The following is a 14586-nucleotide window of genomic DNA, read 5'->3' as shown; positions in this document are numbered from 1 at the left end:
TGCTGCACTGCGCGGTACCCGTCGTCACACAGAGAGGGCCAGCGATGCGAGCTGCGTGCATGTCCACCCAGGAAGGAATCCACCCCGTGCCGAAGGACATCACGCTCAGTGCATCTGCTCAACCTCGGAATTCTCGCCCATGTCGACGCCGGTAAGACCAGCCTGACCGAACGGCTCCTGCACACCGCCGGAGTGATCGACGAGATCGGCAGCGTCGACGCCGGCAACACCACCACCGACACTCTGGCGCTGGAGCGGCGGCGCGGCATCACCATCAAGTCCGCCGTCGTGTCGTTCCCGCTCGACGGCGTCACCGTCAACCTCATCGACACCCCCGGCCACCCGGACTTCATCGCCGAGGTCGAGCGGGTGCTCGGCGTGCTCGACGGCGCCGTGCTGGTCGTGTCGGCCGTCGAGGGCGTCCAGGCTCAGACGCGCGTGCTGATGCGCACCCTGCGCCGGCTGGGCATCCCCACCCTGATCTTCGTCAACAAGATCGACCGGCGCGGCGCGAACGGCTCCGCCGTGCTGGAGCAGATGACCCGCCGGCTGGCCGTGCCGCTCGTCCCGATGGGCGGGCCTGCCGCGCCCGGCACCCGCGCCGCCCGCTTCGCGCCCGGCCTCACCCCGGCCGCCGCGGAGGTGCTCGCCGACCACGACGACGAGCTGCTCGCCGCCTGCCTCGACGGCCGCGTCGACAGCGGCCGGCTGCACACCGCGCTGGCAGCCCAGACCCGGCGTGCGCTGGTCCATCCGGTCTACTACGGCTCGGCCCTCACCGGAGCGGGCGTGCCCGACCTGATCGCCGGCATCGAGCGCCTGCTGCCCACCGCCGACGGCGACCCCTCCGGCCCGCTGTCGGCCACGGTCTTCAAGGTCGAACGCGGCCCGGCCGGGGAGAAGGTGGCCTACGCCCGAATCTTCTCCGGCACCCTGCACATCCGCGCCCGTGTCCCGTTCGGGACCGGCACCGACACCGACGGCCACAGGGAAGGGCGGGAGTCGGAGGCACGGGAAATGGGCCGGGTCGCGGACGGTCGGGGTCGGGCTGTCGACGACCCGGTGGGGGGTCCCGTCGCCCGCAAGGGTGGTGCGGGAGTGTCCGCTGCCGGTGGCCGTGGGAGCGGGGAGGTTCTCGATGGGCGTCCGGAGGGCTCCGGCGGTGGCGGCTTGCCGGAGGGTGGGGGCGTAAGGCGTCGTCGGGAGAGGCCTGCAAGTGGTGTCCCGGCAGAAGGCCGGGGTGCGCGGGGGTGGTCGGAAGGGCGGGTCACCGGGCTCCGTGTCTTCGAGCGGGGCAGTGACATGCGGCAGGACAGCGCCGGTGCCGGGCGGATCGTGAAGGTGTGGGGGCTCGGTGGGATCCGGATCGGGGATGCGCTCGGCCGGCCCGGGGCGGCGTACGAGCATCACTTCGCGCCCCCCACCCTGGAGACCGTCGTGGTCCCCGGCCCCGGTACGGACCGGCGCTCCCTGCACCTCGCGCTCACCCAGCTCGCCGAGCAGGACCCGCTGATCGGCGTCCGGCACGACGAGCTGCGCGGGGAGACCTCGGTGTCCCTCTACGGCGAGGTCCAGAAGGAGGTCGTCCAGGCGACCCTCGCCGAGGAGTACGGCCTGGATGTCGCCTTCCGCGAGACGACGACCCTGTGCATCGAGCGGCCGGTCGGCAGCGGGCACGCGGTGGAGTTCAACAAGAAGGACGCCAACCCCTTCCTCGCCACGGTCGGCCTGCGCGTCGACCTCGCACCGCCCGGCTCCGGCGTCGCGTTCCGGCTGGAGGTGGAGCTGGGCTCGATGCCGTACGCCTTCTTCAAGGCCGTCGAGGACACCGTCCGTGAGACGCTCGGCCAGGGACTGCACGGCTGGCAGGTTCCCGACTGCACGGTCACCATGACCCACTCCGGCTACTCGCCCCGGCAGAGCCACGCCCACCAGGGCTTCGACAAGAGCATGTCGAGCACCGGTCACGACTTCCGGGGCCTGACCCCGCTGGTCCTGGCCGAGGCGCTGCGCCGGGCGGGCACCCTGGTGCACGAGCCCCTGCAGCGCTTCCGCCTCAAGGTCCCGGCGGACACGCTCGGCGCGCTGCTGCCGGTGCTCGCCCGGCTGGGCGGCGTACCGCAGACCACCGGCGCACTCGGCGCGGCCTGTGTGCTCCAGGGCACGGTGCCGGCCGCCCGGGTGCACGAGCTGGAGCAGCGGCTGCCCGGGCTCACCCGGGGTGAGGGGGAGCTGGAGACCGCCTTCGAGCGCTACGCGCCGGTCACCCGGGGCACCGTCCCCGAGCGGCCGCGCACCGACCACAATCCGCTGAACCGGAAGGAATACCTGCTGAACGTGGCGGGCAGGGCGGGGGACCGCACCGACTGAACTGACGATAAGTTAACTTACTTGTGAGTCAGGTGTATTGACGCTGTCCGGAGCGCGTCGGATTGTGGTGGACATGCCGAATTTCCGGGTGCGTGTGCTGGTTGTCCTGGTCGTCCTCAGTGGATTCCTGGCGGTGGCGGGCTTCCCGCCCGCCACTGCCGCCACCCTCGCCCAGCCTTCCGACTCCCTCTGGTTCGACGGCGCCCCGCTCACCGTGCAGGGCGGCCGCTTCACCGACGGACAGGGGCGCGAGATCGTCCTGCGCGGCTACAACGTCTCCGGCGAGACCAAGCTGGAGGAGAACGGCGGGCTGCCCTTCGCCTCGGTGGCCGACGCCGAGAAGTCGGCGACCGCGCTACGCGCCCTCGGCGGCGGCAACACGGTCCGCCTCCTGCTCTCCTGGGCGCACGCCGAACCCGTGCGCGGCCAGGTCGACACCGGATATCTGGCCGCCGTCACCGCGCAGATGCGCGCCTTCCTCGACGCGGGCATCCGTGTCTTCCCCGACTTCCACCAGGACCTGTACTCCCGCTACCTGTTCAACACCGGCAGCTGGTACACGGGTGACGGTGCCCCCAAGTGGGCGGCCGATGCCGGGAGTTACCCGGCGGAGTCCTGCGGCGTCTGCCTCTTCTGGGGCCAGAACATCACCCAGAACGCGGCCGTGCGGCAGGCCCAGTACGACCTCTGGCACAACGCCCACGGCCTCCAGGACGCCTTCCTCGCCACCGCTCGGACGACCATGGCCTACCTCCAGCAGCACCTGAGCGGGCCCGAGTTCGCGGGCATCGCCGGCTTCGACCCGTACAACGAGCCCTATGCGGGCAGTTACGACTCCGGGCAGACCTCCCGCACCTGGGAGAAGGATCTGCTGTGGCCGTTCTACGAGAGGTTCCGCGCCCGCATGGACGCCGCCGGCTGGCAGGACAAGCCCGCTTTCGTGGAGCCCAACCTCTTCTGGAACGCCAACATCTCCACCCAGAGGCAGGAGGGCGGCCTGCTGGACGCGGGAAACCTGGGCCCGGACTACGTCTTCGACACCCACTTCTACGACCAGAAGGCCATCTCCGGCATCCTGATGTGGGGCAAGGCCGCCGACGGCCAGTACGCCGCCGACTTCGCGACCGTCCGCGACCGCGCCTCGGCCGCCGGCACCGCGGCCGTGGTGAGCGAGTTCGGCCACCCGCTCTCCGGCACGGTCTCCGACAAGGCGCCGACCGTGGACAAGGCCATGTACCAGGCCCTCGACTCCCGCCTCGCGGGCGCGAGTTGGTGGTCGAACCCGTCCGCCTCGGGCCCGGTCCTGTCCGGCACCCAGTGGCAGTGGGACCTCTACAGCGGCCGGCATCACGAGCTGATGAACGGCAACCCCGGCAAGGTGCTCACCTCCGGCGACGCCTGGAACGACGAGGACCTCTCCGCCGTACGCCTGGACGACTCCGGCAACGTCACCCTGCGCCAGGACGCCCGGCTGCTCGACCGCCTCTACCCGAGCGCCACGGCCGGTACGGCCCTAGCCTTCACCTACGAGGACCGCTCCCGCGACGGCTCCACGACCCTCACCTGGAACCCGGTGCCCGGTTCCCTGCCGAACGTGGCACGGCTGGTGGGCTCCGGCCAGTACGGGCTGCTCGTGTGGCGCTCCGGCGACGGCACCGCACCCACCGAACTGCACCTGCCGGCGTCCTTCCCCGCCGCCTCGACCACCGTCGTCTCCGACCTGGGCGCGCTCGGCGCCCCGCCCGCCTACACCGGCGCCGCCCCCCCGGTCGCCGTGGCCCCGGAGCCGGGCGGCACCGGCAGCCGCCGGCTGCTGCTCACCGACACCGACTCCGGAGCCCTGCACTACGCGCTGGTGACCAACGGGGCCACGGCCCCCTCGGCGGGCCTGCTGACCGCGGCCCGGTCTGAGCTGGGCGCGTGGGCGGCGGCGCACTTCTGAGCCTTCCGGGACTCTGGGCCTTCCGGGACTCTGAGACTTCCGAGACTGGGACTTCCCTGACTCCGGGACTTTCGTGCACAAGCCGTACGGCCCCCGGGAGGAGTGGGGTCGCCCCGGAGGCCGTACGGCGCTCAACTCCCCTTCGGGCCCGTCCAGTCGGCCTGGACATGCCCCAGCCGGACGCGCTGCGGATGGTCGCCGACCGGCACGGACAGCACCTTCTGCCCGGTGGCGAAGTCGATGGCCGTGATCTGGTCGGCGCCCGCCTCGGAGATGATGCAGTCCTTGCCGTCGCCGCTCACGGTCGCCCAGTAGGGCGTCGACGCGGTGATCAGCGGGCCGACGTCGAAGGAGGCCCGGTCGACCACGGTCGCGTAGTTGTCCATCGTCCCGGCGACACACAGCTTGGTGCCCTCGGGGTTCATCGAGATGCCGTGGTGGCGCGAGTCCAGCAGCCAGGTGGTGCGGTCCGGGTTGGTCGCCGGGTTCTCCGGTAGTGTCCTCACCCGGGTGATCTTGTCCGTGGCCACGTCGTACTCCAGGAAGCCGTTGAAGAACGACACCTGGAAGTACAGCTTGGACCAGTCGGGCGTGAAGGCGGCGGGCCGGACCGCGTCGGAGAAGTCCTTCAGCCCGATCGCGTCCAGCCGCTGCCGCATGTCGATGGTCCTGACCTGCTTGAACGTGGTCGCGTCGACGATGGTGATGTGGCGGTCGCCCTTGGTCCAGTCCCAGCCCGGGGCGTCGAGGGAGGTGGTCACCTCGCCGATGGACATGTTCCAGATGTACTTGCCGCCGTTCGTGAAGAAGTTCTCGTGCGGCTTGTCGCCGGTGTCGAACTCGCCCAGTTCCTTACCGGTGCTGATGTCCAGCACCTGCACCTTGTTCGCCGTCGAGGCCGAGACCGCGACACGGGTGCCATCCGGCGAGACCGCCATGTGGTCGGCCCGGTAACCGGCCACCGGGAAGCGCCAGTTGACCTTGTCGGTGGCCAGGTCGATGGAGACGACGTCGGCGAAGCTGGGCCGGGAGACGACCACGGACCGTCCGTCGGGCGTGGAGTACATGTCGTCCGCGTACTGGTCGTGTCCCTCGCCGACCTCGTTGCGGATGGAGGTGTAGTAGATCCACTTGATCGGGTCGGCGTTGATCTCGGCCAGCCGTTGCGCCTTGTCGGGGATGACGTCGATCCGGCCGACCTTCGCGAAGTCGCTGGAGGAGTTGATGACATCGGCGGTGCCGTCCCAGTTGTTGCCGACGAACAGCACCTCGCGCAGGCCGTCGGAGGCGCCGCTCGCGGCGGAGGCGGCGGTCGCAGGGCCGGCGGCGGTCAGGGCGAGGGCGGCGGCCACGGAGCAAAGGTGCCTGGTTCTGGAGGCAGGCATGACTGCTCTCTTTCCTCGGGGGAATCTGAACACGGGTGCATTCACAGTGAACTTACTGAAAAGTAAGGAGGGGGCGCCCTTCTCGACAAGATGTGTGCACGACAAGATTGGGTGATCGGTCGGCGGACGGAAGGGGAAACGTGACGGGCAGGCTCAAGGCGCCGACGGGCCGCTACCGCGGCAGATCCGCGAAGGAACGGCAGGCCGAGCGGCGCCGGCGCTTCCTGGACGCGGCCCTGGAACTCTTCGGTGGCACACCCGGCTACCGCGGCACGACCGTCGCCGCGCTGAGCCAGGCCGCCGGCCTGTCCACCCGTCAGTTCTACGAGGAGTTCCGCACCCTGGAGGACGTCCTCGCCGCACTGCACCTGGAGGTCAACGGCTGGGCGGAACAGGCGGTGCTGGACGCCCTGGCCACGGCGGACGGGCTGCCGCTGGCCGGGCGGGCCGGTGTGCTCTTCCGCGCCTACGCCGGTGACGTCACCTGCGACCCGCGCCGCACCCGGATCGCCTTCGTGGAGATCATCGGCGTCAGCCCCCGCCTGGAGGAACAGCGCCTGACCCGCCGGGCCCGCTGGATCGACCTGATCCGCGCCGAGGCGGACGCGGCCGTGGCACGCGGGGAGGCGGCGCCCCGGGACTACCGGCTCGCCGCGGCGGCCTTCGTCGGCAGCGTCAACGGCCTCCTGCACGACTGGAGCGCCGGCTGGGTGGACGCCACGCTGGACGAGGTGGTGGACGAGCTGGTGCGGCTGCTGCTGGGCATGCTCCGGCCGGAGGGCTGGCGGCCCCTGCCCGGCTGACCCGGTCCCCTGCCCCGCCCGTCGGCCCAGGTCAGGGAGGGGGCCATGGGGCTCGGCGCGCGCGATGGGCCAGGAGCTGGTCTGCTGGTGCGGGGGCGTCGTAGCCGTGCTCCGGGACGCGGGCCGCACCGGACGACACAGGAGAGAAGATGACTACCTACCGAGTCGCACAGGTGACGACCGCGGGCGGATCGTTCGAGCTGGCCGAACGGGACGTGCCCGAACCGGGGCCCGGCCAGGTGCGCATCGCCGTCGAGGCGTGCGGCATCTGCCACAGCGACGCGATGTTCGTCAACGCCGCCGTGCCGGGCGTGACGTTCCCCGAGGTCGCCGGGCACGAGATCGCCGGGAGCGTGGAGGCGCTCGGCGAGGGGGCGCAGGAGTGGGGCTGGCGGGTCGGCGACCGGGTGGCGGTGGGCTGGTTCGGCGGCAGCTGCGGCCACTGCAAGCCCTGCCGGCAGGGCGACTTCATCGTCTGCGCCAACCTGAAGGTCCCCGGCTGGGCCTACGACGGAGGCTTCGCGGAGAAGGCCGTCGCACCCGTCGACGCCCTGGCCAGGATCCCCGACGCGCTGGCGGCGAGCGACGCCGGGCCGATGGCCTGCGCCGGCGTGACCACGTACAACGGCCTGCGGCACAGCTCCGCCCGGCCCGGTGACCTGGTCGCGGTGCTGGGCCTCGGCGGCCTCGGCCACCTCGGGGTGCAGTACGCGGTGGCGATGGGCTTCGAGACCGCGGCGATCGCCCGCGGCGCCGAGAAGGCCGACTTCGCCAAGCAGCTCGGCGCCCACCACTACATCGACAGCACCTCCGGCACCCCGGTCGCCGAGGCCCTGCAGTCCCTCGGCGGCGCGAACGTCGTGCTGGCCACGGCCGGGAACTCCGAGGCCATCACGGCCACCGTGGACGGCATCGCTCCGCGCGGCGAGCTGGTGGTCATCGGCGCGGACCCCGAGCCGATGGGCATCAGCCCGCTCCAGCTGATCATGGGCGCCCGGGTCGTGCGCGGCCACCCCTCCGGCACCGCGCAGGACGTGCAGGACACCATGGAGTTCAGCGCCCTGCACGGCATCCGCCCGATGACCGAGACCGTCCCGCTGGACGACGTGGACGCGGCCTACGGGAAGATGCTCGCCGGCAGGGCCCGCTTCCGGATGGTGCTCACCACCGTCTGACCCCGGGCGCCCGCGGACCGGCCCTGGCTCAGCCGCCGAGCCGGTCCAGCGCCGCCAGTACCGGGGCGGCACCGTCCTCGTCGCGGATGCGGACGCCCAGCGCGCGTGCCCGATCCCGGTACACCGGCTCACGGGCGGCCCGTACCAGGGCCGAGGCCAGGGCGCCCACGCTCAGGCGGCGCAGCGGTACGACGTCCGGGGCGACCCCGAGCGCCATCAGCCGGGCGGACCAGAACCCGGCGTCGAACTGCACCGGCACCGGCACGGCGGGCACCCCGGCGCGCAGCCCCGCCGCCGTTGTCCCCGCCCCCGCGTGGTGGACCACGGCGGCCATCCGCGGGAAGAGCAGCGCGTGCGGCACCTCGTCGATGGTCAGCATGTCGTCCCCGGCGGCCGCAAGCCCGCTCCAGCCGCGCTGGATCACCCCGCGCAGCCCGGCCCGCCGCAGCGCCGAGACCACCTGGGCGCTGAGCCGCCCCGCGTCCGGCACGGTGGCGCTGCCCAGCCCGACGAAGACCGGCGCCGGCCCGGCGTCGAGGAACTCCCGCACGAAGTCGGGGAGTTGAGTGTGCGTGTCGTACGGCCACCAGTAGCCGCTCACCGTGAGACCGGTCCGCCAGTCCCGGGGCCGCGGCACCACCAGCGGGCTGAAGCCGTGGTGCACCGGCCAGAGCCGCCGCTCCCGGGCCCGCCGTGCGGCACCGGCCCGCATCGGGGGCAGTCCGAGCCGTCTGCGCACCCCGGGCAGGGCGCCGGCGAAGATGTGTTCCGTGGCGAGGCACACACCATGTCCGGCGACCCGGTTGGCCGCCGGCCCCCAGGAGCCGCCGCCGAGTACGGGAGGCGCGAACTCCCTTGTTCCGGCGATGGGCTGGAGATAGACGCCCATGCTCGGCACCCGCAGTCCCTCGGCGATGGTGTGGCCGAGCGGTGCCAGCGAGGCGGACAGCAGCAGCGCCTCGGCGCCCCGGGCGGCCGCGAGCAGGTCCTCGGTCATCCGCCCCACCACCCGGCGCGCCAGCTCGGCCAGGCGCAGCAGCTTCCCGGCGTCGCTGGCGCTGCGGTGCAGGCCCCGGCCGCGCGGCGACTCCAGCTCCGCCCGTGGATCGACCGGCAGGGCGTGGAACCGTATGCCGGATCCCGCCACCAGCGGCTCGAAGCGGGCGTGGGTGACCAGGGTGACCTCGTGCCCGGCCCGGGCGAGCCGATGGCCCAGTCCGGTGTAGGGGGCCACATCGCCCCGGGATCCCGCCGTCATGATGGCAACACGCACGACGGACAGTATGGCCGCATTCCGCCCCGCGTGACGTCAACACCCCGGCTGCGGCGGCGGGTTCACGTCTGTCGCAGCCGTTGACTTCACTCCCGGGCGGCTCTACGGTCGGCGCGCGACATGTTCGATTATCCGATCTGCGTTCGATATCTCGACCATAGTGTCGACCCTATGGATCAGCGTGGAGTCCGTCCCGCACGCGGAGGCGCCGATGTACCCCCCACCCCGTCCGCTCGCCGAGGCCCTCGTACGCCGCCGCAGACCCGCCGTCGTACGGGCACTCGTCCTGGCTCTCACCGCGGCCGCCGCCCTGCTCTTCGCCCAGCCGGGTCCGGCGCAGGCCGCGACAACCCGTCAGATCCCGGTGCCCACCGCGCCGATGGGCTGGGCCTCCTGGAACAGCTTCGCCGCGAAGATCGACTACAGCGTCATCAAACGGCAGGTCGACGCGTTCGTCGCGGCCGGCCTCCCCGACGCCGGATACAAGTACATCAACATCGACGAGGGCTGGTGGCAGGGCACCCGCGCCAGCGACGGCACCATCACCGTCGACACCGGTGAGTGGCCGGGCGGGATGAGCGCCATCGCCGACTACATCCACAGCAAGGGCCTGAAGGCGGGCATCTACACCGACGCCGGCAAGAATGGCTGCGGCTACTACTACCCGACCGGCCGCCCCGCCGCCCCGAACACCGGCAGCGAGGGCCACTACGACCAGGACATGCTGCAGTTCTCCCGGTGGGGCTTCGACTTCGTCAAGGTCGACTGGTGCGGCGGCGACGCCGAGGGGCTGGACGCGGCGACGACGTACAGTTCGGTCAGCGCCGCCGTCACCAAGGCCGCCCAGGCCACGGGCCGCCCGCTCACCCTCTCCGTCTGCAACTGGGGCAGGCGGAACCCCTGGAACTGGGCGCCGGGCCTCGCCCCGATGTGGCGCACCAGCACGGACATCGTCTACTACGGCAACACGCCCTCGCAGAGCAGCATGCTGTCCAACTTCGACCAGGCCCTGCACCCCGCCGCCCAGCACACCGGTTACTACAACGATCCCGACATGCTGATGGTCGGCATGCCGGGCCTCACCGCAGCGCAGAACCGCACCCATATGGCCCTGTGGGCGCTCTCCGGCGCCCCGCTCCTCGCCGGCAACGACCTCACCGCCATGTCCGACGAGACGGCCGCGATCCTGAAGAACCCCGAGGTCGTCGCCGTCGACCAGGACCCACGCGGCCTGCAGGGCGTCAAGGTCGCCGAGGACACCACCGGACTCCAGGTGTACGGCAAGGTCCTCACCGGCACCGGCAACCGGGCCGTGGTGCTCCTCAACCGCACCTCCGCCGCACAGGACATCACCGTCCGCTGGTCCGACCTCGGCCTGACCGGAGCGACGGCCACCGTCCGGGACCTGTGGGCACAGAGGAACACCGGTTCCTACGCGACGGGTTACACCACCCAGGTACCGGCCGGCGGCTCGGTGCTGCTCAGGGTGAGCGGAACCGAGGCGGCGAGCAGCGGCTACAGCGCCACGTCCACCGGCAAGTACACCGGTGTGACCGCCACGAGCACCGGCCTGCACGTCCTCGACATCGCCTACACCAACACCGCCGCCACGCCGGTCACCGCGACCCTCCAGGTCGACGGGCAGACCCCGACGACCGTCTCCTTCCCGCCCACCGGCTCCGCCCAGGGCACGGTCTCGGTCCAGGCGCACCTGACCGAGGGAGCCGCCAACTCCCTGGCGTTCACCGGCGGTCCAGCCCTCGGCACCCTCACCGTGCACCCGTTGCCCGGCACCGACGGCACCCTGCTCGCCGGCACGCAGTCCGGCCGCTGCGCCGACGTCAACGACAACACCCTCACCAACGGCACCCAGGCCGAGCTGTGGGACTGCAACGGCGGCGCCAACCAGGCCTGGACCCACACCTCCCGCAAGGAACTCGTCGTCTACGGCGACAAGTGCCTCGACGCCTACAACCTCGGCACCATCAACGGCACCAAGGTGGTGATCTGGGACTGCGACGGCCAGGACAACCAGAAGTGGACCGTGAACGCCGACGGGACGATCACCAACGTCCACGCGGGCCTGTGCCTGGACGCGTACGACGCCGGCACCGGCAACGGGACGCCACTGGTGCTGTGGAGCTGCAACGGCGGCGGCAACCAGAAGTGGTCACTGCGCTGACATCTCCCGGGCGGCGGCGAGCACCAGCAGGCCCGTCGCCGCCAGCAGGGCACCGCCCAGCACGCACCAGGCCACCAGCCGCTGCCGCAGCGCCCGGTACCGGGTCTCGTACATCTCCCGCAGCTCCTCGGCGCGTTCGGCGGTCCGCCGCCACGACGTGCGGGCCAAGGTGAGGTACTCCTCCTCCAACTGCCGCCCCGGGTCGTCGCGTTGGGTGTCGGTCATCCAGCCCGGCCGGCAGGCCACGCGGGCCGCCGCGGTACGGCCCTCCTCCCGTGCTGCGGCGAGCAGCAGATGGCCCTCGATCTCCTGGACCAGCGTCCGTCCGTCCCCGATGCTCACCGCGCAGTCAACTCTCGCTCCCGCAAGGGCACTTCGGGATGGTGCAGGTCGAACGCCGGGGACTCGCTGCGGATCCGCGGCAGCGTGAGGAAGTTGTGCCGCGGGGGCGGGCAGGAGGTCGCCCACCCCAGCGAACGGCCGTAGCCCCACGGGTCGTCCGTCTCGACCCGCTCGCCGTACTTGGCCGTCTTCCGGACACGAACCGGACATGAGCAACGACGAGATCTTCGCCGCTGCCTATCGCGAGCACTACTGGGCGGTCAGCCGCTATGTCGCGCGGCGACCGCCCGGGCGGGCCGACGAGGTGGAGGAAGTGGTGGCGGAGGTGTTCACGGTCGCCTGGCGGCGCCGGCGCGACCTGCCGGACACGCCGCTGCCCTGGCTGTACGGGGTGGCCCGGAACTGCCTGGCGAACGCGGTACGCGGTACGCGGTTACGGGCGCCGGCGCAGGCTGGTGGACCGGCTGGGCAACGACGAGACCGCGCACGGCCGGCACATCGTGGAGAGCCCGGACACGGAGGCGCCGGGTGCCTGGGTGCACGAGGCCCTCGACCGGCTCTCCCCGTCCGACCGGGAGGTGCTGCGCCTCGCGGCCTGGGAGGAACTCGACGCCGAGCAGATCGCGGTGGCGCTGGGCTGCGGCGGACGCGCGGCGGCGATGCGCCTGCACCGAGCCCGCCGCCGGCTGCGCGCCGAGATCGACCGTATGCGCCCTGCGGCGCGCACCCCGGGCACACTGCCCGGCCCACCCTCGGGCCCCGGGCGGTCGAACGACCCGCCACCTTCAGCACACGGCACGCCTCCCTGGGCGGCGGCGGACGAGTCGTTGTCCGGGACGGGCACGCTTGTGGGGACGGCGGTGGACGCGTCGCCGTCAGGGCGCCGCGCACCTGCCGGGACGCCGGCGAGCGCCGAACCGCCGGGGCAGGCGCCCGGTGCCGGCAGGCGGTCGGCCGATCCGGCCCGTGCCGATGACGAGAAGCCCGCCGGGGAGAGCGGTTCCGGTCGGCGCTCGTCGCATTCCGCTTCCGCCGCCCCCGTCGGCGTACCCCCGCGCAAGGACCCCCGCCATGCCTGACGAACTCGACCTCCTGCGCCGAGCCGACCCGGTTCCGCCCCATGGTCCGCACTTCGGCGACGGCCCGCTGGACCACCGCGCCGAGCGGCGGCTGGAGTTGCTGCTGCGCGGGAACGACGACCGCCGCTCCCGGCGTCGGACCCCGCGCCCCCGGCTGCTGTGGGGCCTCGCCGCCACCGCCGCCGTCCTCGCGACCACGCTCACCGTGCTGCTCGGTGGCCAGGGCAGCGCGCCCGCCGTCGCGGCACCCCGCCCGCGGGCCGTCCGGGCCCACTCCACGGCCGTACCGCTGGACCGCATGTGGCCGAACTGGCCGCCGCGGCCGCCGCCGGCGGTTCGCCCGTACTGCGCAAGGGCACCCATGTGCAGTCCTGGAGCCACGGCATGAGCGACGACAAAGCGCCCGTGACCCTCCCTGAGGAACGCGTCGTGCGCTGGAACCCGGACGACAGCCACACCGAGGTCGTCGTGGCGACCGACCCGCGCCATCCGGGCCGCCCGGTCCTCACCGACGAGGGCGACGAGCCGCGCCTGGTGGCCGACGGCCACGTACGGTGCCGGACCACCTACCCGCCGAGCTGGAGCGACGCCCCGCCCGAGGCACGCCCCCCGCACGATCCGGCCGCCCTGCGGGCCTACCTCGCCGAGACCGCCCGCACCGGCACCGGCGGCCTGTCCACGTCCGAACTCCTCGACTCCGTCCAGGAGTTGCTGGACCACTGGACACTCGGTGCCGCGGAGTCCGCCGCGCTGGTCGGGGTCCTCAAGGACGCCAAGGGCCTGCGCCCCGCCGGGCAGGTGACCGACCGGCTCGGGCGCCCCGGACAGGCGTACGTGTACGACGTGCCCGGCGAGCGGCGCATGCTGATCCTCGATCCGCGCACCGGCGCCGTCCTCGGCCTGGAGTCCGCCTTCACCGCGGACGACCGCCGCTACGGGGTGAAGGCCGGGGACGTGATGGAGTACAGCGCCTGGATGCGCTGACCCCGCGCTCGTGCTGACCCGGACGGCCCCCGCGTGGGGACCTTTACGCGCCGAGCTGCCGTGCGGCGGCCTCGACGGTCTGCTCCAGCAGCGTCGCGATCGTCATGGGGCCGACACCGCCCGGCACCGGCGTGATCAGCGAGGCCCGCTCCACGGCGGAGTCGAAGTCGACGTCGCCGACGTTGCCCGGGTTGTAACCGGCGTCGATCACGACGGCACCGGGCTTGATGTCCTGCCCGCGGATCAGCCGCGGCCGGCCCACAGCGGCGACCACGATGTCCGCCTCGCGGACCGCCGCCGACAGGTCCGCCGTCCGCGAGTGGCAGTACGTCACGGTCGCATCCCGGGCCAGCAGCAGCATGCCCACCGGCTTGCCGAGGATCGCGCTGCGGCCCACGACCACGGCCCGCTTCCCGGCGGGCTCGACGCCGTACTCGTCCAGCAGCCGCAGGATGCCGCCGGGGGTGCAGGAGACGAAGCCCGGCAGGCCGAAGCTCATCGTGGCGAACGAGGCGAAGGTGACGCCGTCGACGTCCTTCTCCGGCGCGATCGCCTCGAACGCGGCCCGCTCGTCGATGTGGTCGCCGACCGGATGCTGGAGCAGGATCCCGTGCACGGCCGGGTCGGCCGACAACTCCCGCAGGGCGCCCACGAGTTCGTCGGTGGTCGTGGTGGCGGGCAGGGCCACGTGCCGGGACTCGATACCGGCCTTGCGGCAACGGTTCTGCTTCATGCGGACGTACGTCACGGACGCCGGGTCCTCGCCGACCAGGACGGTGGCGAGACACGGTGCGGCGCCGGTCCGCTCGATGAGGCCGGCGGCCTTCTTCGCGGTGTCCTCGACGATGCGGCGGGCGACGGCGGTGCCGTCCATGAGGCGGGCCTGGGTCATGCTGCACACTCCTGAGCTGGATCGACTCTCTTGCCCAGGCGCGCGGCAACCACCACGGACCGCTCCCCGGTGGTACTCCACCTCAGCGCCAGTCACGGCCCACCCCACCGCCAGCAGGTCCCAGTTGATGGTCGCCGAGAGCACGAAGGCGGGCGCCAG

General features: G+C 72.5%; 10 protein-coding genes, 2 pseudogenes and 1 riboswitch. Of the genes and pseudogenes, 7 read left to right on the top strand and 5 right to left on the bottom strand.

All coding sequences use genetic code 11. The annotated features are described in order from the left end of the window. Nucleotides 1–108: 108 nt before the first annotated feature. Together AB0L75_RS39830 and AB0L75_RS39825 are read left to right on the top strand one after the other, a co-directional pair. On the top strand, nt 109–2370 hold the full coding sequence (locus AB0L75_RS39830; protein WP_365191143.1) for a GTP-binding protein: 2262 nt from the start codon (nt 109–111) through the stop codon (nt 2368–2370). A 73-nt stretch (nt 2371–2443) separates the two neighbouring features. Then, entirely contained in the window at nt 2444–4312 is a 1869-nt protein-coding gene (locus tag AB0L75_RS39825) for a cellulase family glycosylhydrolase (protein ID WP_365191141.1), read from the top strand. Between the two features lie 131 nt (nt 4313–4443). On the opposite strand, the gene AB0L75_RS39820 is transcribed toward AB0L75_RS39825, so the two are convergent. Continuing rightward, entirely contained in the window at nt 4444–5697 is a 1254-nt protein-coding gene (locus AB0L75_RS39820; protein WP_365191139.1) for a YncE family protein, read from the bottom strand. A gap of 140 nt (nt 5698–5837) precedes the next feature. Between AB0L75_RS39820 and AB0L75_RS39815 the strand changes: the two genes are divergently transcribed. Both AB0L75_RS39815 and AB0L75_RS39810 read left to right on the top strand, forming a co-directional pair. Next, the gene (locus tag AB0L75_RS39815; protein ID WP_365191137.1) at nt 5838–6500 is read left to right on the top strand and encodes a TetR/AcrR family transcriptional regulator; all 663 of its coding nucleotides are present in this window, start codon (nt 5838–5840) and stop codon (nt 6498–6500) included. 149 nt (nt 6501–6649) lie between these two features. Then, a complete protein-coding gene (locus AB0L75_RS39810; protein ID WP_365191135.1) occupies nt 6650–7675 on the top strand; it encodes an alcohol dehydrogenase in 1026 nt (341 codons plus the stop codon). 28 nt (nt 7676–7703) lie between these two features. Here the strand turns inward: AB0L75_RS39810 and AB0L75_RS39805 are convergent, their stop codons facing one another. Continuing rightward, on the bottom strand, nt 7704–8933 hold the full coding sequence (locus tag AB0L75_RS39805) for a glycosyltransferase (RefSeq protein ID WP_365191179.1): 1230 nt from the start codon (nt 8931–8933) through the stop codon (nt 7704–7706). Between the two features lie 226 nt (nt 8934–9159). Here AB0L75_RS39805 and AB0L75_RS39800 point away from each other — a divergent pair, with 226 nt between their 5' ends. Then, nucleotides 9160–11130, top strand: a complete 1971-nt coding sequence (locus tag AB0L75_RS39800) for a ricin-type beta-trefoil lectin domain protein (protein ID WP_365191133.1) — start codon at nt 9160–9162, stop codon at nt 11128–11130. Here the strand turns inward: AB0L75_RS39800 and AB0L75_RS39795 are convergent. After that, nucleotides 11119–11472 (bottom strand): hypothetical protein, encoded by a 354-nt coding sequence (locus tag AB0L75_RS39795; protein WP_365191131.1) that lies wholly within the window; start codon nt 11470–11472, stop codon nt 11119–11121. The genes AB0L75_RS39800 and AB0L75_RS39795 overlap by 12 nt on opposite strands. Further along, nucleotides 11469–11663: pseudogene (locus tag AB0L75_RS39790) on the bottom strand (cytochrome ubiquinol oxidase subunit I); the annotation flags it as partial. The gene AB0L75_RS39795 and the pseudogene AB0L75_RS39790, both read right to left, overlap by 4 nt. Nucleotides 11664–11680: 17 nt before the next feature. Between AB0L75_RS39790 and AB0L75_RS39785 the strand changes: the two are divergent. Together AB0L75_RS39785 and AB0L75_RS39780 are read left to right on the top strand one after the other, a co-directional pair. After that, nucleotides 11681–12182, top strand: a pseudogene (locus AB0L75_RS39785) (sigma-70 family RNA polymerase sigma factor); the annotation flags it as partial. Between the two features lie 528 nt (nt 12183–12710). Beyond that, nucleotides 12711–13535 (top strand): CU044_5270 family protein, encoded by an 825-nt coding sequence (locus tag AB0L75_RS39780; protein WP_365191129.1) that lies wholly within the window; start codon nt 12711–12713, stop codon nt 13533–13535. 43 nt (nt 13536–13578) lie between these two features. Here the strand turns inward: AB0L75_RS39780 and AB0L75_RS39775 are convergent, their stop codons facing one another. Next, a complete protein-coding gene (locus AB0L75_RS39775) occupies nt 13579–14427 on the bottom strand; it encodes a bifunctional 5,10-methylenetetrahydrofolate dehydrogenase/5,10-methenyltetrahydrofolate cyclohydrolase (protein WP_365191127.1) in 849 nt (282 codons plus the stop codon). Between the two features lie 25 nt (nt 14428–14452). Next, a riboswitch (ZMP/ZTP riboswitch) is annotated at nt 14453–14533 on the bottom strand. Nucleotides 14534–14586 lie beyond the last annotated feature (53 nt).

The sequence above is a fragment of the Streptomyces sp. NPDC052101 genome (genome assembly GCF_040680235.1).
Classification (GTDB): Bacteria; Actinomycetota; Actinomycetes; order Streptomycetales; family Streptomycetaceae; genus Streptomyces.
The sequence above is the reverse complement of the archived record's forward strand: the minus strand, read 5'-3'. Positions and strand labels throughout refer to the sequence as shown.